Annotated in this window: 23 protein-coding genes; 6 read left to right on the plus strand and 17 right to left on the minus strand. The window is 43.2% G+C overall.

Going from position 1 to position 21,477, the window contains the following annotated elements; all coding sequences use genetic code 11:
• Window positions 1-19 precede the first annotated feature (19 nt).
• The 16 genes from nuoF to ABD894_RS21235 form a co-directional block, all read right to left on the minus strand.
• Entirely contained in the window at window positions 20-1,381 is a 1,362-nt protein-coding gene (gene nuoF / locus ABD894_RS21160) for an NADH-quinone oxidoreductase subunit NuoF (RefSeq protein ID WP_345213074.1), read from the minus strand.
• Window positions 1,382-1,383: 2 nt separating this feature from the next.
• A complete protein-coding gene (locus ABD894_RS21165) occupies window positions 1,384-1,569 on the minus strand; it encodes a hypothetical protein (RefSeq protein ID WP_345213075.1) in 186 nt (61 codons plus the stop codon).
• The gene (locus ABD894_RS21170) at window positions 1,559-2,086 is read right to left on the minus strand and encodes an NADH-quinone oxidoreductase subunit NuoE family protein (RefSeq protein ID WP_345213076.1); all 528 of its coding nucleotides are present in this window, start codon (window positions 2,084-2,086) and stop codon (window positions 1,559-1,561) included. The genes ABD894_RS21165 and ABD894_RS21170 overlap by 11 nt, the downstream gene beginning before the upstream one ends.
• Window positions 2,079-3,290, minus strand: a complete 1,212-nt coding sequence (locus ABD894_RS21175; RefSeq protein WP_345213077.1) for an NADH-quinone oxidoreductase subunit D — start codon at window positions 3,288-3,290, stop codon at window positions 2,079-2,081. Before ABD894_RS21175 ends, ABD894_RS21170 begins: the two co-directional genes overlap by 8 nt.
• A 2-nt stretch (window positions 3,291-3,292) precedes the next feature.
• Window positions 3,293-3,796: an NADH-quinone oxidoreductase subunit C gene (locus ABD894_RS21180; RefSeq protein ID WP_345213078.1), complete on the minus strand. Its 504-nt coding sequence runs from the start codon at window positions 3,794-3,796 to the stop codon at window positions 3,293-3,295.
• Complete coding sequence (locus ABD894_RS21185) at window positions 3,796-4,338, minus strand: NADH-quinone oxidoreductase subunit B (protein ID WP_228950834.1); 543 nt, start codon at window positions 4,336-4,338, stop codon at window positions 3,796-3,798. Before ABD894_RS21185 ends, ABD894_RS21180 begins: the two co-directional genes overlap by 1 nt.
• Before the next feature lie 125 nt (window positions 4,339-4,463).
• A complete protein-coding gene (locus ABD894_RS21190) occupies window positions 4,464-4,835 on the minus strand; it encodes an NADH-quinone oxidoreductase subunit A (RefSeq protein ID WP_345213079.1) in 372 nt (123 codons plus the stop codon).
• A 74-nt stretch (window positions 4,836-4,909) separates the two neighbouring features.
• A complete protein-coding gene (locus tag ABD894_RS21195; protein ID WP_345213080.1) occupies window positions 4,910-6,607 on the minus strand; it encodes a tetratricopeptide repeat protein in 1,698 nt (565 codons plus the stop codon).
• 22 nt (window positions 6,608-6,629) lie between these two features.
• A complete protein-coding gene (locus ABD894_RS21200; protein WP_345213081.1) occupies window positions 6,630-7,553 on the minus strand; it encodes a PstS family phosphate ABC transporter substrate-binding protein in 924 nt (307 codons plus the stop codon).
• On the minus strand, window positions 7,540-7,770 hold the full coding sequence (locus ABD894_RS21205) for a hypothetical protein (RefSeq protein ID WP_345213082.1): 231 nt from the start codon (window positions 7,768-7,770) through the stop codon (window positions 7,540-7,542). The genes ABD894_RS21200 and ABD894_RS21205 overlap by 14 nt, the downstream gene beginning before the upstream one ends.
• Window positions 7,771-7,778: 8 nt before the next feature.
• Window positions 7,779-8,603 (minus strand): energy transducer TonB, encoded by an 825-nt coding sequence (locus ABD894_RS21210; protein WP_345213083.1) that lies wholly within the window; start codon window positions 8,601-8,603, stop codon window positions 7,779-7,781.
• Window positions 8,604-8,642: 39 nt separating this feature from the next.
• Complete coding sequence (locus ABD894_RS21215; protein WP_345213084.1) at window positions 8,643-9,176, minus strand: ExbD/TolR family protein; 534 nt, start codon at window positions 9,174-9,176, stop codon at window positions 8,643-8,645.
• Between the two features lie 7 nt (window positions 9,177-9,183).
• The gene (locus ABD894_RS21220; RefSeq protein ID WP_345213085.1) at window positions 9,184-9,795 is read right to left on the minus strand and encodes an ExbD/TolR family protein; all 612 of its coding nucleotides are present in this window, start codon (window positions 9,793-9,795) and stop codon (window positions 9,184-9,186) included.
• An 89-nt stretch (window positions 9,796-9,884) separates the two neighbouring features.
• A complete protein-coding gene (locus tag ABD894_RS21225; RefSeq protein WP_345213086.1) occupies window positions 9,885-10,712 on the minus strand; it encodes a MotA/TolQ/ExbB proton channel family protein in 828 nt (275 codons plus the stop codon).
• A gap of 426 nt (window positions 10,713-11,138) precedes the next feature.
• Complete coding sequence (locus ABD894_RS21230) at window positions 11,139-11,480, minus strand: translation initiation factor (RefSeq protein ID WP_345213087.1); 342 nt, start codon at window positions 11,478-11,480, stop codon at window positions 11,139-11,141.
• Window positions 11,481-11,611: 131 nt separating this feature from the next.
• The gene (locus tag ABD894_RS21235) at window positions 11,612-12,508 is read right to left on the minus strand and encodes a diacylglycerol/lipid kinase family protein (protein WP_345213088.1); all 897 of its coding nucleotides are present in this window, start codon (window positions 12,506-12,508) and stop codon (window positions 11,612-11,614) included.
• A gap of 228 nt (window positions 12,509-12,736) precedes the next feature.
• Here ABD894_RS21235 and metK point away from each other — a divergent pair, with 228 nt between their 5' ends.
• Together metK and ABD894_RS21245 are read left to right on the plus strand one after the other, a co-directional pair.
• A complete protein-coding gene (gene metK, locus ABD894_RS21240) occupies window positions 12,737-13,987 on the plus strand; it encodes a methionine adenosyltransferase (RefSeq protein ID WP_345213089.1) in 1,251 nt (416 codons plus the stop codon).
• A 99-nt stretch (window positions 13,988-14,086) separates the two neighbouring features.
• Window positions 14,087-15,025 (plus strand): EamA family transporter, encoded by a 939-nt coding sequence (locus ABD894_RS21245; RefSeq protein ID WP_345213090.1) that lies wholly within the window; start codon window positions 14,087-14,089, stop codon window positions 15,023-15,025.
• Between the two features lie 332 nt (window positions 15,026-15,357).
• Here the strand turns inward: ABD894_RS21245 and ABD894_RS21250 are convergent, their stop codons facing one another.
• Window positions 15,358-15,819 (minus strand): hypothetical protein, encoded by a 462-nt coding sequence (locus tag ABD894_RS21250; RefSeq protein WP_345213091.1) that lies wholly within the window; start codon window positions 15,817-15,819, stop codon window positions 15,358-15,360.
• A 135-nt stretch (window positions 15,820-15,954) separates the two neighbouring features.
• Between ABD894_RS21250 and ABD894_RS21255 the strand changes: the two genes are divergently transcribed.
• The 4 genes from ABD894_RS21255 (at window position 15,955) to ABD894_RS21270 (ending at window position 20,619) form a co-directional block, all read left to right on the plus strand.
• Complete coding sequence (locus tag ABD894_RS21255; protein WP_345213092.1) at window positions 15,955-17,337, plus strand: M20/M25/M40 family metallo-hydrolase; 1,383 nt, start codon at window positions 15,955-15,957, stop codon at window positions 17,335-17,337.
• A gap of 108 nt (window positions 17,338-17,445) precedes the next feature.
• Complete coding sequence (locus tag ABD894_RS21260; protein WP_345213093.1) at window positions 17,446-18,720, plus strand: MFS transporter; 1,275 nt, start codon at window positions 17,446-17,448, stop codon at window positions 18,718-18,720.
• A 518-nt stretch (window positions 18,721-19,238) separates the two neighbouring features.
• Entirely contained in the window at window positions 19,239-19,799 is a 561-nt protein-coding gene (locus tag ABD894_RS21265) for an NUDIX domain-containing protein (protein WP_345213094.1), read from the plus strand.
• Between the two features lie 76 nt (window positions 19,800-19,875).
• Window positions 19,876-20,619, plus strand: coding sequence for a lysophospholipid acyltransferase family protein (locus ABD894_RS21270; protein WP_345213095.1), 744 nt, complete (start codon window positions 19,876-19,878; stop codon window positions 20,617-20,619).
• Window positions 20,620-21,477 lie beyond the last annotated feature (858 nt).

Consider the following 21,477-nt stretch of genomic DNA (forward strand, 5'->3'; position numbering starts at 1 on the left):
TTTACTTTTGAATTTTGACTTAACTTACAGGCTCAGGTTTCGGTAACGGATCAGCGTAATGTGCCAAGCCATAGTTACCGGCAACTGCTGCCGATGGGTTACTTACGTGCCATTCAAACTCATCCCTGAAGTGGCGAATAGCGCTGGCTACAGGCCATGCTGCCGCGTCACCCAGCGGACAAATCGTATTTCCTTCAATTTTTTTAGATACATCAACCAGCAGGTCCATGTCGCTCATTTTACCATGGCCGTATTCTAAACGGTGCAGTACCTTTTCCATCCAGCCTGTACCCTCACGGCATGGCGAACATTGTCCGCAGCTTTCGTGGTGATAAAAACGGGCGAAGTTCCAGGTATTGCGAACAATACAGGCATCCTCATCATAAGCGATGAAACCACCCGAACCCATCATGGTGCCGCTAACAAAACCACCATCGCTTAATGATTCATAGCTCATCAGACGGGCTTCGTTATTCAGCGTTTTCAATATCAGGTTAGCCGGTAAAATTGGCACCGATGAACCACCTGCCACAACCGCTTTCAGGCGTTTGCCATTGGCTATACCGCCGCAATAGTCATCAGAGTATAAAAACTCTTCTACCGGTACACCCAGTTCAATTTCGTAAACACCCGGTTTTTTAAGGTTACCCGATGCCGAGATCAGCTTGGTACCTGTACTGCGGCCTATTCCTATTTTAGCGTACTCGTCGCCACCATCATTAATGATAGGTACTACGGCAGCAATTGATTCTACATTGTTCACTACCGTTGGGCAGCCATACAAACCCGCGATAGCCGGGAAAGGTGGTTTTATACGCGGGTTACCACGCTTACCTTCCAGTGATTCTAACAGGGCGGTTTCTTCTCCGCAGATGTAGGCACCGCCACCCGGCTGCACGTACAGTTCCAGATCGTAACCTGTACCTAATATATTTTTGCCTAAAAAGCCTGCGTTTTTGGCTTCGGCGATAGCTTTTTCCAATATGCGGATCTGCGGCATCATTTCGCCGCGAACGTATATGTATGATGTTTTGGCTCCTAAGGCGTAACTGGCCACAATCATCCCCTCAATTAACAGGTGAGGGATGTAGGTCATCAGGTAACGGTCTTTAAAAGTACCGGGTTCTGATTCATCGGCATTACAAACCAGGTAACGGGCAACACCTTCGGGCTTGGCCAAAAAGCTCCACTTCATCCCGGTAGGGAAACCTGCACCACCACGGCCGCGCAAACCCGATTTTTTAACCTCTTCCACCACATCCTCGGGCGAAAGCGTTTTCAGGGCTTTTTCAACAGCGGCATAACCACCCTTAGAGCGGTAAACATCAAAAGTATTGATGCCCGGTACATTGATATGTTCTAATAATAATTTGCGTCCCATTATTAATATATTTTGCCTGTTAACTTATAATAATTAACATGTTGCCATATACGCTGCGCAACTGCAATAACCACTACTACGATCTTCATCCACAGTTCCATCTTTAAATCACTGGTTGGCCAAAGTATAATAGCTACCAGTAACGCGTAAAGGCAATCGCGGAAGATCATCGAGTTTTTAGTTAGCATTTGCCTTCGCTTTTAAATCCACTATCAGTTTATCAACTGATTCGGTTGTTAAATTCTCGTAAAAAGTATATTCCGGACCAATTTGTAGTACCGGTGCAAAGCCGCAGGCGGCAAGGCACTCTACCCCGCGCCAGCTGAACAGCCCGTCAGGCGTAACTTCGCCTTCTTTAACGCCCAGCTTTTGCTCAATGTAGTCCATTATTTTTTCGGCACCAACCAGGCAGCAAGCGCTGGTACGGCAAACCTCCAGTACGTATTTACCTTGCGGGCGCATAAAGTACATGGTGTAAAAGGTAGCCACCTCGTAAACCTCAATAGGCAGTATGCTTAAATACTCGGCTACTTTATCCATTGCCGGCGCGCTTACCCAACCGTATTCGGCTTGTACCAAATGCAGTATAGGCAGCAATCCCGATTTTTGTTTTCCTTCGGGATAGCGGCTTTTTATATCATCAAACTTAGCAATCAACGCGGCCGAAAACTCAACCGACGTTTGGGTTTCTTCTACTTTAAGCATCTAACTCCCCAGCTATAACGTTTAAACTACTCATGTTAATAATCGCGTCAGATAGTAACATGCCCTGGCTCATTGGGGCATACATCTGGTAATTGATAAAACTTGGCCTGCGGAAATGCAAACGGTAAGGTGAGCGGCCGCCATCATTTACCAAGTAAAAGCCTAACTCGCCGTTAGCGCCTTCTACTGAATGATAAACCTCGGTAACCGGGGTATCTACCTCGCCCATCACAATTTTAAAGTGATATATCAGCGCTTCCATGTTGTTGTACACTTCCTCTTTTGGAGGCAGGTAAAACTCAGGTACATCGGCATGGAAAATATCAGCAGGTTCTTTATCTATTTTTTTAAGCGCCTGGTCAATAATGCGCATACTTTGCCACATCTCTTCGTTACGTACCAAAAAGCGGCTGTAAACATCGCCGTTATCGCCAACGGGTACTTCAAAATCAAAATCCTCATAAGATGAGTATGGCTCCATCGCCCTTACATCATAATCAACACCTGTCGCACGTAATATCGGGCCGGTCCAGCTGTAGCTTAAAGCTGTTTCGGCTGTTACAGCGGCTACGCCACGGGTACGGTCAACAAATATGCGGTTACGGTTAAACAGGTTTTGGAATTCTGTTAACACCTTCGGGAAATCAGTAATAAACTTACGGATCTTGTTAAAAGCGATGCTATTGAAATTGCGTTCGAAACCACCTATACGGCCAATGTTGGTAGTAAGGCGCGAACCGCAGATCTCTTCGTAAATTTCGTAAATAGCTTCGCGATACTCCATCATGTACAGGAAACCTGTAAACGCGCCGGTATCAACACCCAATACACCATTACAAATAATATGATCGGCTATACGGGCAAGTTCCATAATGATCACACGCATATAATCAACCCTTTTAGGGGTTTGTATGCCGGCCAGCTTTTCTACCGTCATGTGCCAGCCCATGTTGTTAATGGGCGACGAGCAGTAGTTCAACCTGTCGGTAAGCGGTGTTATCTGGTAAAACGGCCTGTGTTCGGCAATTTTTTCAAACGCGCGGTGTATATAGCCAATGGTTGATACGCCGCTAACAATTCTTTCGCCATCCATTTGCAGTACGTTTTGAAAAACGCCGTGCGTAGCCGGGTGGGTTGGCCCTAAGTTTAGGGTTGAAAGTTCGTTTTGCGGATCGTTATCAGTAAATACAGGATGATTTTGCATGCTTATCTTCCGAAAAAGTAATCTTTTTTATCTACACGGTTAGGGTCTTCCAGCGGAAACTCTTTCCTCATCGGGAACACCGTCATGTCGTCAACATTTAATATCCTGCGCAGGTCGGGGTGGCCATCGAATATCACACCAAAAAAGTCGTATGTTTCGCGTTCCATCCAGTTGGCACCATTCCATAAAACGGTGGCGGTTGGTATATGCACGTCGGCATCGTTTAAAAATACTTTTACACGGATGCGTACATTGTTAACCAAACTGTGCAGGTGATAAATTACGCCTATCTGTTTTTCCTGTTCAGGATAATGAATGGCAGTAATATCTGTTAAGAATATAAATTGGAGGGTAGCATCATTCTTTAAAAAAGTTAAAAGATCGATGATTTGCCCGCGGGTGGTTTCAACGGTTAATAAACTGAAAGGCTCGCCGATAATAGTTACCTGTTCGCCAAATTTTCCGGTTATTTTTTGCTGAAGCTCTTCGTTAGTTATTTTACCCATTATTGAATACCGTATTTAGCTAACAACTCCTGGTATTTAGGCTCGTTCCTGCGGCGCAGGGTTTCGGTTTGTACCAGTTTTTGAATATTTATAAAACCATCAATAATAGCTTCGGGGCGAGGTGGACAGCCGGGTACATAAACATCAACCGGTATCACCTCATCAATGCCTTGCAAAACCGAATAAGTATCAAATATACCACCGCTTGAAGCGCACGCGCCTACAGCCATTACCCAACGGGGTTCGGCCATTTGCAGGTAAACCTGGCGAAGTACCGGAGCCATTTTTTTTGAGATTGTACCCATTACCATCAGCAGGTCTGCCTGGCGGGGTGAAAAGCTTAAACGCTCGGCGCCGAAGCGCGAAAGATCATAATGTGAGCCCATGGTGGCCATAAACTCAATACCACAACATGAAGTAGCGAAAGGCAACGGCCATAATGAGTGCGACCTTGCCAAACCAATTGCCTTATCAAGCGAAGTAGCGAAAAATCCTGAACCTTCTACACCCGGAGGGGCATCAACTATCTGAATATCACTCATGAATTATATTATAGAATTGGTTGTTCTGATAAAAAATATATCTTTCAGACAAACAAATCTACAATAAAATACGCGTTAATAGTAGCTAAAGGGCTGTAAAGGACGTATTTAGAATCAATCTAAACTCAATCCCAATCGAGGGCTTTCTTCTTTATTATATAGAAGAAACCGAGTAGCAGGGTAGCCATAAAGATGAACATTTCGATCATGCCGGTTTTACCCAGATCGCGGAAATTTACCGCCCAAGGGTACATAAATATAACCTCCACATCAAACAAAACGAACAGGATAGCCACCAGGAAGTATTTAATAGAAATTGGGTTACGGGCGTTACCTATAACTTCGATACCCGATTCAAACGGCGTTAGTTTATCCTTGGTTTTACGCTTAGGCCCTATTTTGTGCGTTACAAACATTGTTGTGAACACAAAACCAAGCGCTACTATCATTTGGAATATGATAGGTAAAAAATTAACGGGTAAACTTTGAGTTTGCATAACGCAAATATACAAATGGATACGTAATAAAAAAGGCCCTGTAAACAGGGCCTCTTATTTATTTTCAATACAAATTACTTGCCTTTAGCGGCTCCGCCTTTTTTAGCGAAGTACCTTTGAGCCTGTTTGTTTGCAGGATCATACTCGCGGGCTTTGGTGTAATTTTCTGCTGCTTTCGCATCATCTTTATCTTTAAATTCACTTAATGAACCTAAGTAAGCATAACCTTCAGCAAGATTTTTCTTTACTTTTTCATCAGGTGCGCCTTTGGCAACAATCAACTCAATGTATTTTTCATAATACGGTTTTGCTAAGCCAGAGATATTATCACGGTTAGGCTCTTTGTAATCATTAGCACGTGCACGGTACAGGTAAGCATCGGCAAATGGAGATGCCGCTGTTTTTTGTATAACGTAGCTAAATGCAGAATCTGCTTTCGTTAACAGCGCAGTATCTGCTTTGCTGCTCACCGCTTTATCAGTACTTGCATAAGGTATTACATAACCAAAGTAGTAGCTCAAACCTTCGTAGTAGTGATCAGTTAATTTAGCATTGCGTGATTTTGCAGCATACTCATGATAAGCATCACCGGCCTCAACATATTTCTTTTTAGCAAATAATGCTTTAGCGATTTCAGCATACAGATCAATCTGGGTAGTATCACGGCTTATCGCGTCTTTAAGGGTTTTAATACCGGTTGAATCATCACCGGTAGCAACCTGTAAACGACCTAAATAAAGGTAATCACGTGGGATAATACGTTTTTCACCAGCCTCAGCCATGAATTTTTTGATAGCGGTTAAACCGTTAGCATAATCTTTATTTTCGTAAGCTGAATAAGCTAAATAACGGTATACTTTAAGGTTTGAAGTAGCTGATTTAGCTAATTCAGAAACCTCAGTTTGTAAAGTAGTATACTCACCGGCAGCTAACAGGAAGTCGGCATAACGGATACGTGAATCGATAGACCTGTCGGTTAAGCTCAGGTATTTTTTGTACTGCTCTACACCTTCTTTAACTTTTACCGATGCCATTTTAGGCTCGTTAAGCGCCCAGCGAAGATCAGTTTCGGCCCACTCACGGTAAGCCGGACCATAGTTAGGGTTTAATGCCAAAGCATTTTTAAACTCTTTCTCTGATTCTTCGAAGTTGTTAGCGAATTTCCATAGTATACCTTTTGCTACAATTGGAGCAACGTATTTAGGATCTAAAGCGATAGCGCCATCATAGTTGGTAAGCGCTTCAGAGCTTTTAAGGTTAACACGGTAAGCGTTACCCAATGCCAAAAGTAATTCGGCATCTTTAGCGTTTACTGCTTTACCTTTAGTTAATACGTCAATAGCCGCGTTAGCATCAACCGGATCTAATAAATAAGCTTTACCGATGTACAGATAAGGCTTGCTGTTTTTACCTGCTAATGAAATAGCCTGGTTAAAAGCGGTAGTTGCGGCAGCAGTATTTTTTTCGGCACGTGCAACTGCGCCTAAACCTGCATAATTTAATGCTGATTTGGCATTTTTTGCAATACCTTGATTAAAGGCAGTTTTTGCTGAATCAGGATAGTCCTGAACAAGGTACACCCAACCTAAGTAAAAATAATTTTCGTCCTTATCTGCTTGCGTAACAGTAAGGTTTTTCAACATTGAAGTTGCCTTTTGATATTGTTCGGCGTCAATAGCTTTTTTGGCGTCGTCTAAACTTTGCGAAAAAACTGATGAACCTATAAATATCAGCGGCAATGCTGCTTTGGCAATTTTACTGATCTCTTTCATCGATTTATTTTAATTTACTTTGTTACTTTTTAATGTTTATTTCCCTTGCAGGAATAGAATCAGGCAATAAACCCGACTTCAATATTATACGCTGACCTCTGTCGCTTAATAAGAATGATGCAAACCCCGTGCCTAAACCCATCTTGCCGCTACAGTTTATAATATATAATCCCCTGCTTAAAGGGTACTGTTTTAAGACAAGTGTTGACTGCGATGGTTTAAAGTAGTCGTTAGGGAAGCTTTTGCTCGCCTCATCTTTTACACCAACAATTTTAACGTTCTTAACAGCGGCCGCGTAATCAGCATCAGGGTCGTTAAGCCAGCTAAAGCCGGTTATGCCTATCGCCCCTTCGTGCTTACTTACATACTCAATCACCTCTTTGTTTGATTTAAGCGCGTAAATATTCTTTTGCTTAAATTCTTTATTACCCGAAAAATCTTTCAGGTACCTTACTAAACTGGAGTTCGGGTTATCAAAAACGATATTTTTATCGGTTTTAGTGTCTCCGTTCAACATTTTTTTTATCTCCTGCACGGTAATCAACGTATCAGCCGATGCTTTGTTTACAATTAATGCAACTGCATCAATAGCGAAACGGCTCACATCGGGCGGCAGGTTCCGGCTTTTCAATACCTTTATTTCATCAGCTGTAGGCTCGCGCGATAATATGGCTACCCGTATGCTATCGTTTAAAAACAAGTTCAAAGCCTCATTTTCTGAACGGTAGATGATCTCGGGGTGAGCGTTCTCGAACAAGCTTTCAAATATGTACTCTTCTTCACCAATAATAGGTTTAAAAGATTCATCAGCAATAAATTTCACCGTGCCCGATGTAAAGTCTTCTTTAAGTTCAGCTTTCTTATCTTTTTGGCTGCAACTGTAAATTAATGAGGCCGATATTAGTGCAACACCTGTAAGTGCAAGCCTAATTTTATTCATCATCATCCTTTTTAAGTATAATCCTTGAAAACCTCACTACGGCGTATATTATAAAAAACGCGCCGAATACATACCGTTGTGTTTGTGTTAGCGGCAGGTTGAGCCTGTCCCAAAACATGATCATAACACCCAGTATACTAACACATACGAAGGTAACTACCCCTAAAATAAGCAAAAATCGCCTTTTGGGCGATTTTTGCACATTATTGCGATTTAATGACATCTACGTGATTATTCGCTTAAAGTAAAGTTTACAGGCATGGTGAACTGCACACGTACCGGACGGGCATTCTGAATACCTGGTTTCCACTTTGGTGATGCCTTTACACGACGTACAGCTTCTTCCTGTAACGTTGCGCTCGGGCCACGAAGCGCCTTAACATCGGTTAAGCTACCATCTTTTTCAACTACGAAGGTTACAATTACTTTACCTTGTACGTTGTTTTCCCTGTCAACCGCAGGGTAATTGATGGTTTTACCTAAGTAATCGTAGAACTTTTGGATACCACCCGGAAACTCTGGTTGTTGCTCAACCGCGGTAAAGATCTGGTTACCGGTATCTTCAATTACTTGCTTAACATCCGAGTTACCTACCGGCTCATCAATACGAACATCGGCAGTTGGGTCACCTTTCTGATCTTTTTGACCAGGATCGGCTACTTCTAACTCTTTTACCGTTGGCGGATCTTTTTCCACAACCTGATCATCAGGCTTAACTACCGGAGGAGGGAAACGCACCTGGTCAACTTTTGGTTTAGGTGGCTCCACTGCTGGCGGAGGTGGTTTTTTGGTTTGATCAACCGGTGGCGGCGGGGTAAGGATCACATCGGTGATCTTTACTTTCTCTGCCGGCTTAGGAATGAAGCCTTTGATAGCATTAACGATAGTTGGCAAAGCGATAACAAATACGAATAACGATATACCAATTAACAGCGCTGTTCCGGTTCTTTTGGAATTTTGCTTTCTTAATTCGTATGCGCCATAAGCTTTGTTACGTTCAGCGAAAACTACATCAATCCATTCCTGTTTTAATAAGTCTAACTTTGATCCTAACATTTTTTTAGGCTTTAATATTAATTATTATACAATCTGCTCTTAGTACAATCCGTCCTTTTGAAGCAAACCAATTTCTACCGGTGTAATATCAACTATAGCGTATGATTTTACCGCGGTAATATTCATTTCGTCAATGATATCAACTGTATTTTTATATACAGATTTAGCGCTTGGCTTAATGATCACTACCATGTATTTACCGAATTTATCCTGAATTTCCTTACCTTTTTCGATAAGTGCTTTACGGATACCGTTTTTACCGTAGCCATCAACTGTGGGCGCTGATTTACCCGGCTCGCCTACAAACCACTCCAGTTTATCGTCCTTGCCCAAAATAATGGTCATGGTACGTGAAGCGGCAACTGCAAGTTGCTCGTCAGGTTTTTTCTCATCCTTGTCCGGCATCGCAATATCCATTGCTTTGGGCTTCGAAAGAGTGGTTGTTAATATAAAGAAAGTGATCAACAAGAAGGCTAAATCCACCATCGCTGTTAAGTCAACGCGTGTTGAAGCTTTCTTACTTCTTACTTTCCCACCCTTCTTACCCCCGCCGGAGGTGTCTAATTCTGCCATTTTTTAATTATTTTGACGCACCTCTTAGTGACGTGATTAAACTAAATTTATTAACCTCTTGCTTTTGAAGGATAGCGATAATATCTTTTATTACCGGATACTCTTCTTTGCTATCGCCTTTAATAGATATACGCAGTTGCTTTTGGTGTAACGCCGCGGCAGCTTTACGTGATTCACGGATCCAGTTAAATAATTCATTACTAACTGAATCACGAGGAATACCCGATTGCTGAACTGATTTTTTCTGCTCGGCATCCATGTTCAAAAACTGCTTTAGCTGTGAAATTGGCACACCAAAAATAGCTGTAGCAGCAAATTTTCTCTCTTCATCAGGTGTAAATTGAATATTGTACAATTTACCCATTTCCTGTAACGCTGCAATACGCACATCGCTACCATCTACCGAAAAGAACGCTTTGTTTGAACCAACAGTAATTACTGCCAGGTTATCATCAGGTATAGGCTGTTGAATACTTGATCCCGGGGTATCAACCGGAACCGGATCTTCAACCTTGAATTTTGATGTTAATATAAAGAAGGTAAGCAACAGGAACGCCACGTCGCACATGGCGGTCATGTCAATCGCTGTACTCTTCCTTGAAACTTTTGCTCTCGACATAATTCGATTTTTTTAAAATATATTGTTGCTTATAATTATTTATATCATACTGCCCTCCACCCGGAGGGCAGTAATAAGCTCAATATTTCTTATCTGTGTGATGAAGCAAATGTTTGCACAATGCTGAAACCTGTTTCATCAATTGCGTAAGTCAGTTTATCAATCTTAGATGTAAAGAAGTTATACAGGATGATTGAGAAAGCTGAAGTACTGATACCTAATGCAGTGTTAATAAGTGCCTCAGAGATGTGAGTTGATAACGCAGCCTGGTTTGGAGCACCTGAAGTTGCCAACTCAGAGAAGGCACCAATCATACCCACAACCGTACCTAACAGACCCATCAATGTACCGATAGATACAAGAGTTGCGATGATAGTTAAGTTTTGCTCTAACATTGGCATTTCTAAAGCTGTTGCTTCTTCGATGTCTTTTTGGATAGCTAATGCTTTTTGCTCAGTATCAAAGTTAGGATCGTTTTCGATTTCGCGGTATTTTTTCAAACCTGATTTGATAACGTTAGCTACCGAACCTTTTTGTTTGTCGCACTCAGCGCTTGCTGCTTCGATGTTACCAGCGTTAAGGAAGCTTTGTACTTTTCTTACGAAAGCATCAACACTACCTGTACCAGCTGCTTTACCAATAACGATTGCCCTCTCAATTGAGAAAACGATAACCATTAAAAGGAATGACATAATTACCGGTACGATAGCTCCTCCTTTGTGTACAGTACCGAAGATATCAACTGGCTCATTTGCTGGATCGCCACCTTTGTAGTGACTTGGGTGACCTAAGATGAACATGAAAATAAGTATTCCGACTACAAGACAAAGTGGAATAGCAAGGGTAGCGAAAATGCCCGATGAGCTTGAGCTTTCTTTTTTAACAGGGGTACTTGGTTTTGCTGGTACGTTAGCCATTACAGTAAAATTTAGTTTTTAGTTTATGTTTATTTTTTAATTTAATTATGTGCTGCCTTAAGCGGATAACAAATTTATGACTTTAATAAATTAAAAAAGTCTCCTTTATTATTATTAACAATTATTTAATATGTTCTTTTTCCCCGTAATTGGTGAATACAATAACGCTTATTAGCGTAAATATTGTTTGTTACAACTACAATTTTTTACAATGAAACTTATTTTTTTTAAAAATAGCAAAAAATAAACTACAAATTGTGTGTAACTAAAGTGATATATTATAAAAAGAACAAGGTTTGATGTAAAATTTAATTCTGCCTTTGGCTTGCATTACAAGGTTTTAGCAAGGGCAATATTAAACTGTTTTTTTAATATTCGGGTGTATATTTTTTATTTTTATTTAGTGTGTACTTAAAACACTTAAAATCAGCCGCCGGCTTTCTTGGCCTTGTAGCCATCGGCAAGTAAAAGAGTGAGTATTTTATCGCGGTGATCGCCTTGTATCAATACCTCGCCATCCTTAACCGAGCCGCCTACGCCGCACTTGCTTTTCAGCTTGCGGCCAAGGATTTCAAGGTCGTCGTCAGTTCCCCTGAAATCGCTTACGCGGGTAACCAGCTTGCTGCCGCCTTTACGGTCAAGGTATATTTTAAGGTTTTGTTGCTGTGGCGGCAGGGTATCGGCATTGGCGCCGCCCTCCTCATTATATTGAAAACCCGGATCGGTTGAGTACACCACCCCGGTAAACTTTTGATTCTTTTTTGACATGGCCGGCCGTATAATATTTAGTGATTTATTAAATTAGTGCATGAGTGAGTTGTGAATGGTAAGTGGTGAGTGCCTGTGTTATGATGAAAATAATTCATAACTATTGACAAATATCCATTATCTACTCACCACTAACTACTGACCATAAAACTTTCGCCTACTATTACTTTTAACGATTGCGGTATAATATTTATTTCGGCATCGGTTCCCATAATTTGGGGTTCACCGTCAAGGTGGGCCGGGCCCGAGTCTTTACGCTTTACGTGGATGCGCTTGCCTTTTATTATTTCAACGTAGCTTGATTGATCGGTAGTTTTACTGAACATGCGTAAACCCAGCTCCGGAAACCTGTATAACGGGAAGGGTTTTACCACACATACATCCAGCAAACCATCCTGCACCGATGCTTTGGGCGATATGTGCGCGTTGTTACCGTATTGTGATGAATTGGCAAAGCTGAGCATAAACGCTTCGCGCTCGTAAGCTTCACCGTCAACCTCTATATGGTAGGTTTGCGGTTTATAATTGAGTATTTCGTGTACCGATGATTTAAAGTAACTGTAAAAGCCCCTCTTTTTGCTGCCATGGGCAAATACATCGCTGATGTGGGCATCAAAACCCATCCCTGCCATGTTAAAAAAGGGTTTGCCGTTCATATTGGCCGAATCTATTACTTCAAACTGTGCTTTATTAAGCGTTTCAATAGCTTTGGCGGCATCCATAGGTATGCCTAAAAACCTCGCCAGGCCATTGCCCGATCCGTAAGGGATAATACCCAAAATAGCATCGCTGCCTACAATGGCCGATGCTACCTCGTTTATAGTACCATCGCCTCCTACGGCTACCACTACATCAAAACCACCCAGGTTTTCTTTTGCCAGCTTACGTGCATCTGATACGCCGCTGCTGAAAACAAAAGTGGCATCAAACACGGCGCTATCCAGGTGTTTCTGTATAAGTTCGGGTACGCCATCCTTCTTTTTCCCGCCCGATATGGGGTTTATTATAAATAAAGCCTTTCGTTTCAACTATATATATTTGAGGCATCAAAAGTAAAGTATTTTTAGCTTTGTAAAAATTGTTTTATTTTTGCTGCCCGAAAGTGGACTGATTTAATTGTGCCGGTAGCCCGGTGCTGAATTGCAACCACGTAAAAAAGTGCTAAAATCCTGCTTCTTTTTAACGCGTTCCGTTGTCGTTTCCGGTTAACTCCTTCCCCTTTCCTGTGTTTTACTTTTTTATCTATTAAAATATTTATGTCATACTTATTCACTTCCGAATCCGTATCAGAAGGACACCCGGACAAAGTTGCCGATCAGATATCAGATGCCCTGATAGATCAATTTCTTGCTTTCGACCCTGAATCAAAAGTGGCCTGCGAAACACTGGTTACTACCGGGCAGGTATTTTTAGCCGGCGAGGTTAAATCAAAAGCTTACTTAGATGTACAAAAAATTGCCCGCGACGTGATCAATAAAATTGGTTATACCAAAGGCGAATATATGTTTGATGGTAACTCGTGTGGCGTATTATCGGCCATTCACGAGCAATCGCCGGATATTAATCAGGGTGTTGAGCGTAAAGAAAAAGAAGAGCAAGGCGCCGGCGACCAGGGCATGATGTTTGGTTACGCTACTGTTGAAACCGACAACTACATGCCTTTGGCACTTGACTTAGCCCACGCTTTGCTGATTGAGCTGGCAGCTATCCGTCGTGAAGACAGCGAGATCAAATACCTTCGCCCGGATGCGAAATCGCAGGTTACGCTGGAGTATGATGATAATAACAAACCGGTACGTATAGATGCCATTGTAATATCAACCCAACACGATGATTTTGATGAAGAGAAAGCGATGCTGGCCAAGATCAGCGAAGATATTATCGGCATCCTGATCCCTCGTGTTAAAGCTAAATACCCTAACTATGCGCACCTTTTTAACGATGCTATTAAATACCACATTAACCCAACCGGTAAGTTCGTTATCGGCGGTCCGCATGGTGATACAGGCTTAACCGGCCGTAAAATTATTGTGGATACCTACGGTGGTAAGGGCGCGCACGGTGGTGGTGCTTTTTCGGGTAAAGATCCTTCAAAGGTTGACCGTTCTGCCGCTTACGCAACCCGCCACATCGCCAAAAACCTGGTAGCTGCCGGTGTTAGCGACGAGGTATTGGTACAGGTATCTTACGCTATAGGCGTTGCGCAGCCAATGGGTATTTATGTAAATACTTATGGTACCGGTAAAGTAGGTTTAACCGATGGAGAGATAGCCAAAAAGGTAGAAGAAATTTTTGATATGCGCCCTTACGCTATTGAAACCCGCTTTAAACTGCGCAACCCTATTTACAGTGAAACCGCTGCTTATGGCCACTTTGGTAAGCCAAGCCAGGTAGTAACCAAAACTTTTGTTAGCCCTGAAGGCCGCGAAGTGGTTACCGAGGTTGAACTGTTTACCTGGGAAAAGCTTGATTACGTAGAGAAGGTGAAAACAGCCTTTGGATTATAGTACTTTTTGCAAATAATAAAAAAGCGATGGGTACTGTACTCATCGCTTTTTTTATGGACTAATGTTACCGATTTAGAGATAACCTTATTAAAAAACACCGTGAAACAACAAACCGCACCATCACGCTGGCTTATATTATTCGCCTTTTTTAACATATATATTATATGGGGTTCTACCTATTTGGCGGTGGCTTACGGCTTAAAGGGCTTACCTCCTTTTGTGCTGGTGGGCGCGCGCTACCTGGTAGCGGGCGTAGTATTATTTGCATGGTGCCTTATTAAGGGCGAAAAACTACCGCCGCCCAACCTGTTATGGCGACAAGCCGTAAGCGGCATACTGATGCTGGTTGGCGGTACGGGCATGATCGCCTGGGCCGAGCTTTACATCAGCTCCGGCCAGGCAGCTATACTGGTGGCCACCGAACCGCTGTGGTTTCTGTTACTGGATAAGAAACGTTGGGGCGAATACTTTCGCGATAAGTATATTATTTCGGGCTTGCTTATTGGTTTTACCGGTATTTTCCTGTTCATGAAACTTAACCATAGCACACAGGCCGCTACAGTTACATCTACCATGACTATTATTGCCAGCGGGGTAGTATTGTTCAGCGCGGTGTTGTGGGTATTGTGTTCGCTGATCACCAGTAACAGCAAGGGCAACAGCAGCACCATCATGAATTCGGGTGTACAATTGCTCGCGGCAGGTTTCGCCAGCGAAATTATCGCGCTTGTTAAAGGTGAGTACATTGGTTTTGATGTGGATAAAGTGCCGTTTGAAGCATGGGCCGGATTAGTGTTCCTGATCGTTATGGGATCATTCATCGCCTACCTGTCTTTCGTGTGGCTGATCTCTATTCGTCCGCCAGCATTGGTGAGTACCCATACTTATGTTAACCCGGTAGTGGCTGTTTTTTTAGGCTGGATAATGGCAGGTGAAAAAGTATCAGGCGGGCAACTGATTGGCTTGGTAGTGATATTGGTGGGGATACTGCTGATCAATGTGCCAGCATATAGAGCCCCTGCGAAGATTCAGGAATAAAGAGGCAGGAGATAAGACTTTTTGCAGGAACCCAGCCCATCATAAACCCGGGAGTAGCGGATACCGGCCGGGAGCTTAAGGCCTGCGGTGTATGAGCGGATCACGGGGCTGCATTAACCGAAGTACTACGGGTATTGGTTTTCTTGTTTTTTTTATTCTTTTGGGATTTCACTGATTGGGGTGTGATTTCACCGATTAGGATTGTAATTGATTTTAATTGCCTGTTTATTTGGGGGGATTTCACTGATTGGGGGATGATTTCACCGATTTGGGTTGTAACTGGGGTTGACAGATTTTAAAGAATTTATCCCCTATTTATATGTTTAGTTGGGTCAAATTATGGTTAAGAGATATACCAATCCTAAAAATGCAATGATCAACAGCCAAAACTGATCAGACTTGGGGCGTACGATTTTAAAAGCGACTAAAAAAGCAAGGCCACCATCAAATACCATCATCTTAAAGAAAACTTCCAGTAGGTTATAAATATCAAAATCTTTCATTACATACCGGCTGAATAGCATAAAATCAAGCTCGGCAATAGCGCAAATACTTAAACCTAATGCAGTAAGTTTTATAATTGAAAATTGCGGGTATCGCCTGAATATTTCTTTTTGGCCAAATATCAATATAGATAATGTTGCAGCGAAAATCACCATGCCGGAAATATTAATTCGCGTTTCAGGTATATATTGGGGTACATATTCCGAAAGTTCAATAGCCCACCACTGCGCAAACAGTGTAATAAATAATATAAGCGTGTATTTGAAAATGATGTATATGACAGGTTTCATGCTGTGCTAATATAAACACAAAAACTGAAGCATATACAACATACTGCACTATCCCTCAACATGAAACTGCGAACCTCAAAAAACGCAGCGCACAATACACTATTTAACTATATTTGTTAAAACTGATCGCAATTGATGAAAAAGACTTTACTCTCATTAGCTATCCTGCTGGCCGCGGCATCTGCACAGGCGCAGGATTCATTAACCATTCGCAAAATATATGATGAAGCACTGGTAAACGGCCAGGGTTACGAAAAACTGCGTTACCTGTGTAAAAAGATAGGCCCGCGATTGAGCGGATCTGCAAATGCCCAAAAGGCCGTGGAGTGGGGCGAAAAGCTAATGAAAGATTATGGTTTCGACAAAGTTTTTTTGCAGGAGGTAATGGTTCCACACTGGGTGCGCGGTGCTAAAGAAGAAGGCTATATTATTGATGGCAATAAACGGATACCTGTGCCTATCGCGGCGTTGGGCATGTCGGTAGCTACGCCTAAAGAGGGTATTACTGCCAGTGTAATTGAGCTGCACAGCCTGAAAGAACTGGAAACCCTGGGCGAAAAAGCGATTAAAGGGAAAATAGTTTTCTTTAACCGCCCGTTCGATCCGCGTTTTATTGAAACCGGCGAAGCTTATGGCACCGCGGGCGATCAACGCTTTTTAGGTCCGGCTGCTGCTGCAAAATATGGCGCGGTGGGTGTAATTGTGCGCTCGTTAACCGAAAGCATTGATGATTACCCGCATACCGGCGGAACCGACTATACCGATGGCGTAAAAAAAATTCCGGGAGCTGCTATATCAACCAAGGCGGCTAACAAACTGAGCATGATGTTAAAATTGCGCAAGTTTCCGCAGGCTAAGTTTTACTTTAAACAAAGCTGCCAAACCCTGCCCGATGTAAAATCATACAACGTAGTTGGCGAGTTAACCGGTACCGAGCATCCTAACACATTTATCACCGTAGGCGGTCACCTCGACTCATGGGATTTGGCCGAAGGCGCGCATGATGACGGAACGGGCATTGTACAATCGGCCGAGGTATTGCGTATTTTCAAGGCTATTGGTTACCGCCCTAAAAACTCGGTACGCGCGGTGTTTTTCATGAACGAAGAGAACGGGCACAAAGGCGGTTTAAAATATGCCGAACTTGCTGTTAAGAATAAGGAAGAACATATTGCCGCTATTGAAACCGACGAAGGTGGTTTTGTGCCGCGCGGCTTCAGCTTTGAAGATATATCACCGGACTTATTGAAGAAAGTGAACCAGAACTGGAAACCACTACTGGAGCCTTATGAAGCCGACAGATTGGTAAAAGGCGGCAGCGGTACAGATATTGGTCCGCTTAAAGAGAGCATACCCTCAATTATGCTGATAGGCTTTACACCCGATTCGCAACGTTACTTTGATATTCACCACACCCCTAATGATGTGTTTGAAAATGTACATAAACGCGAGCTTGAACTGGGTTCGGCAGCTATGGCATCATTGATATACCTGATAGATCAGCACGGACTTAAATAGGCCCTGCGCTACCTGTTTTTTACACAAGGGACACAAATTATTGTGTCCCTTGTGCGTTGTAATAGGCTACAAATCTTAAATTTGCGGCTCATCTCTTAATTAAAACAGGTGCCCGAAGAAGACAGTATTACCCCACCCCGCCCCAACGATGCATTTGCCGCTCTGCGGTATAAAGATTTCAGATCATACCTCGGCATGAGGTTCTTTTTCACCTTTGCCTATCAAATGCAGGCAGTGGTTATTGGTTTTTACGTTTACCATTTAACCAAAAGTGTTTTTGCATTAGGCCTTATTGGTTTATGCGAAGCGATCCCAGCTATTGGTATAGCCCTGTACGGTGGATATATTGCCGATAAATCAGAAAAGCGGAAAATGCTGCTCATCATATTTTCGCTGGTGTTGTTCTCGTCCATATCCATGTTTGTAGTTACGCTGCAAAGCTTGAGCGGCTACATCCATACCGGATGGGTGGTGCCTACCATATTCTTCATGATATTTGTGAACGGCGTTGCAAGGGCTTTTTATGCTCCGGCTGCGTTTACGGTACTGGCGCACAGTGTACCTAAAGAGATTTACCCAAACTCCAGCACCTGGAATAGTTCGGCATGGCAAATTGCCTCGATATTAGGCCCGGCAGTTGGCGGGTTGGTGTATGGCTTTTATGGTATCACCATCACTTTTATTATCATCATCGCTTTTTTGCTGGTGGCATTGGTTAGCATTTACTTGTTACGATCATACCCGCCAATCTTTATACCCAAAGAAACTATCTGGAAAAGCCTTTCGGAAGGGATCACCTTTGTGTTTCGGAATAAAATGATGATAGGCGCCATGAGTCTCGATCTGTTCTCGGTATTTTTTGGCGGCGCGGTAGCATTGCTCCCCGTATTTGCCAACGAAATATTAAAGGTAGGTGCCGAAGGTTTGGGCATTATGCGGGCTACATCATCATTAGGGGCTGTACTCACCATGCTGGCCATGGCACGCATATCGCCAATGGGCAAACCATGGCGTAACCTGCTTATTGCAGTTACAGGTTTTGGCATGTCGATCATTTGCTTTGGCTTATCTCGTAATTTTTATTTGTCGCTGGTGTTCCTGTTCACGGAGGGCGCTTTCGACAGTATCAGCGTAATGATACGCGGTACTATTATGCAAATACTTACGCCCGACCAAATGCGCGGCCGGGTATCTTCCGTTAACCAAATGTTCATCGGTTCATCCAACGAGATAGGTGCCTTTGAATCGGGCACGGCTGCAAAGCTACTGGGCACAGTGCCCGCAGTAATATTCGGTGGCACCATGACCCTGATCGTAGTGAGCGTAACGTATTTAAAAACCAAGAAACTGATTCCGCTCTCGCTGAAGGAAATTAATAATTGATTGAGCTGAAAGCGGAAAGGATAAAGCTGAAAGCTTTGACTTCAGGTTGGACGAGCCACTCGTCAGCAAGAAGCTTCGGGCGAAAGCGGGCAGAACTGTGTTGGCCAAGAGCGCAAAGGCGGGCATAGTGAACTTGTTGCATGTGGGGAGGAATAGCGCGGCGGGGCAAAAGTTCCAGCCCTAAGTTCTGACAGCTTTGCAGCGCAGAGGCATTGTGCGGCAAAGAAGCCTCTTGCTGGACAAGGGTTTATTCGCAATTTGTTGCTTTTTATAAGTGCTTATGAGATCGCTTCGCTTAGTATGTTATTTTTGCCCTCAAAAGTAATGGGGCAAGCGCCCAAGAGCAGACCAACGTTAATTATAGCACAAACACAGCCTAAGTAGAGATTGCTTCGTACCTCGCAATAACGATATTTTGATGCATACGTCGGTATTACCAAAACACCGTTTTTAAACTGATAATATATCAATAACACAATAATTACCTTAAAAACCGCTGCACTGATTATCTTTACTCAATGCACAACCCCGACCACAATCCCTGGCAAATTACTGCCGAGCAAGAGCAATATGATAACCCGTGGATAAATGTTACCGAGTATAAGGTGATCAATCCTGCCGGTAATCCGGGCATTTATGGTAAGGTCCATTTTAAAAACCTGGCCATAGGTGTATTGCCTTTGGATGCTGATATGAATACCTACCTGGTGGGGCAATTTCGTTTTCCGCTCAATCAATACAGCTGGGAAATACCCGAAGGCGGCGGTATCATCGGCGTCGACCCGGTAGAATCGGCCAAACGCGAGTTGTTGGAAGAAACCGGATTAAAAGCCGGCGAATGGATAGAGCTGCAACGCATGCACCTCTCCAATTCGGTAAGCGACGAGTTAAGCATTACCTACCTTGCCCGCGACCTGCAACAATTTGAGGCCGAACCCGAAGAAACCGAGCAACTGGTAATTAAAAAAGTCCCCTTTGCAGAAGCATACCAAATGGTTTGTAACGGCGAAATCACCGATAGCATGTCGGTAGGAGCAATTTTAAAAGCTAAGTTATTGATGCTGGAGGGCAAATTGTAATAGTGCTTATACTACAGGCAACTTGTGTAAACAACACATTTTTAGTTGAAAACTAAATTTTTACCTTTGTAGCTTTATGAGAAAATTCTTAGGCTATATCCTGTCGCCCATTTGCATACTTGCATTTTTTTTAGTGTTGATCATATTTCAGCCCATACAGTGGATCTGCTACCGGTTTTTTGGCTACGCGGCGCATAAACGGTCTGTTGATATGCTTAACTTTTGCCTGTTCAGCACCTTCTATATATTGGGCGATACGGTGAAGTTCGTCAACAAATATGAATTGCCGGTCGGTCGCCCGATGATCATTATAGCTAACCATCAAAGCCTGGGCGATATCCCGCCGATGATCTACTTTTTCAGGAAGTACCATGCTAAATTCATTTCTAAAATAGAGCTTGCCAAAGGCATACCGTCTATTTCATATAACCTTAGAGTAGGCGGTGGCGCCAATATCGATCGTAAAGATCCGCGTCAATCCATTACCGAACTGGTTAAACTGGCGAGCAGAATGAAAGAAAATAAATGGTCGGCCATGATTTTCCCCGAAGGGACCCGCTCAAAAGATGGCAAGGTAAAAACCTTTCAATCGGCAGGTATAGCTACCCTGTTAAAGAAATGCCCGGACGCTCTACTGGTTCCGGTTGCCATTACCAATTCGTGGAAGATGGTGCGCTATGGACTATACCCGCTCAACACCTTCATCCCCATGACTTGGGAAGTACTCGAACCCGTTGAACCGGAAAAAAGGCCTGTTGATGAGTTGGTGAGGGAGATTGAAGAGCGTATTAGGGCAAAGGTTAACCCTGAAACGGCTTAAATCTTCTACTCTTTGTCATTGCGAAGAATGAAGCAATCTCGTCGCGTTTTGTATAATCACGTCATTTCGAAGTACGAAAGCAATCTCTACTTAAGCTATTCTTGTGCTGTAATCAACGTTAGTCTGCTCTTGGGCGCAGTGCCCCATTACTTTTGAGGGCAAAAGTAACATACTAAGCGAAGCGATCTCATGAGCACCTATAAACAAACAAACAGCGAATAAACCCATGTCCAGCAAAAGGCTTCTTTGCCGCACAAAGCCATGCCCTGCAAACCGAACAGAACTTTGGGCTGGAACTTTTGCCCCGCCGCTCGTTTCCATCCCGCATGCAACAAGTTCAAATGCCCGCCCTTGCGCTTCAGGGCACCAAAGTTCTGCCCGCTTTCGTCCGAAGCTGTTTGCTTGCTGACGGAGTAAGCTGAAGGTGCTGTCGCGAGTTTAGCACAGCGTAACTCGTGACATAGCGTAGCGTAAGCTTTCAGCTTACTTATTATAGACGCATCTATCGTACAGCGGCGGGACGCCGCGTAATAGTTGCCACTTGGCCGGAGCCAAGCGGCTGTGGGAGATAGCGACTGCGGGAATAGGGAAATCGACAATGCAAAAGCACAAACGTAAATACCCAAAAAAATGCGGCATCGTAAGGAACGGATAGCACAAACCCTGCCCAAGCATAAACTTTAATAGTTCCTTGCGCAGCCGCGACTTTTCTTTTTTGGTACTTTTTTCTTTTGAGAGAAAAGAAAAAAGTACATCCACTAACGTTCAATAAAGCAGAACCATTCCTAATGAAAAACGGACCAATCGCTCCCCATGTCACCAGTATTAACAACCAACCAATACCCCTATCCTCTAAAA

It is taken from the genome of Mucilaginibacter gynuensis, from assembly GCF_039541195.1.
GTDB lineage: Bacteria > Bacteroidota > Bacteroidia > Sphingobacteriales > Sphingobacteriaceae > Mucilaginibacter > Mucilaginibacter gynuensis.

What these genes read in the sequence shown, in the direction of transcription:
- ABD894_RS21205 (WP_345213082.1), bottom strand. Translation starts at nt 7,770, where the DNA reads ATGTCATTAAATCGCAATAATGTGCAAAAATCGCCCAAAAGGCGATTT.
- ABD894_RS21220 (WP_345213085.1), bottom strand. Translation starts at nt 9,795, where the DNA reads ATGTCGAGAGCAAAAGTTTCAAGGAAGAGTACAGCGATTGACATGACC.
- ABD894_RS21165 (WP_345213075.1), bottom strand. Translation starts at nt 1,569, where the DNA reads ATGCTAACTAAAAACTCGATGATCTTCCGCGATTGCCTTTACGCGTTA.
- ABD894_RS21190 (WP_345213079.1), bottom strand. Translation starts at nt 4,835, where the DNA reads ATGCAAACTCAAAGTTTACCCGTTAATTTTTTACCTATCATATTCCAA.
- ABD894_RS21175 (WP_345213077.1), bottom strand. Translation starts at nt 3,290, where the DNA reads ATGCAAAATCATCCTGTATTTACTGATAACGATCCGCAAAACGAACTT.
- ABD894_RS21250 (WP_345213091.1), bottom strand. Translation starts at nt 15,819, where the DNA reads ATGAAACCTGTCATATACATCATTTTCAAATACACGCTTATATTATTT.
- ABD894_RS21230 (WP_345213087.1), bottom strand. Translation starts at nt 11,480, where the DNA reads ATGTCAAAAAAGAATCAAAAGTTTACCGGGGTGGTGTACTCAACCGAT.
- ABD894_RS21185 (WP_228950834.1), bottom strand. Translation starts at nt 4,338, where the DNA reads ATGAGTGATATTCAGATAGTTGATGCCCCTCCGGGTGTAGAAGGTTCA.
- ABD894_RS21215 (WP_345213084.1), bottom strand. Translation starts at nt 9,176, where the DNA reads ATGGCAGAATTAGACACCTCCGGCGGGGGTAAGAAGGGTGGGAAAGTA.
- ABD894_RS21265 (WP_345213094.1), top strand. Translation starts at nt 19,239, where the DNA reads ATGCACAACCCCGACCACAATCCCTGGCAAATTACTGCCGAGCAAGAG.
- ABD894_RS21170 (WP_345213076.1), bottom strand. Translation starts at nt 2,086, where the DNA reads ATGCTTAAAGTAGAAGAAACCCAAACGTCGGTTGAGTTTTCGGCCGCG.
- ABD894_RS21255 (WP_345213092.1), top strand. Translation starts at nt 15,955, where the DNA reads ATGAAAAAGACTTTACTCTCATTAGCTATCCTGCTGGCCGCGGCATCT.
- metK (WP_345213089.1), top strand. Translation starts at nt 12,737, where the DNA reads ATGTCATACTTATTCACTTCCGAATCCGTATCAGAAGGACACCCGGAC.
- ABD894_RS21225 (WP_345213086.1), bottom strand. Translation starts at nt 10,712, where the DNA reads ATGGCTAACGTACCAGCAAAACCAAGTACCCCTGTTAAAAAAGAAAGC.
- ABD894_RS21270 (WP_345213095.1), top strand. Translation starts at nt 19,876, where the DNA reads ATGAGAAAATTCTTAGGCTATATCCTGTCGCCCATTTGCATACTTGCA.
- ABD894_RS21180 (WP_345213078.1), bottom strand. Translation starts at nt 3,796, where the DNA reads ATGGGTAAAATAACTAACGAAGAGCTTCAGCAAAAAATAACCGGAAAA.
- ABD894_RS21195 (WP_345213080.1), bottom strand. Translation starts at nt 6,607, where the DNA reads ATGAAAGAGATCAGTAAAATTGCCAAAGCAGCATTGCCGCTGATATTT.
- ABD894_RS21200 (WP_345213081.1), bottom strand. Translation starts at nt 7,553, where the DNA reads ATGATGATGAATAAAATTAGGCTTGCACTTACAGGTGTTGCACTAATA.
- nuoF (WP_345213074.1), bottom strand. Translation starts at nt 1,381, where the DNA reads ATGGGACGCAAATTATTATTAGAACATATCAATGTACCGGGCATCAAT.
- ABD894_RS21210 (WP_345213083.1), bottom strand. Translation starts at nt 8,603, where the DNA reads ATGTTAGGATCAAAGTTAGACTTATTAAAACAGGAATGGATTGATGTA.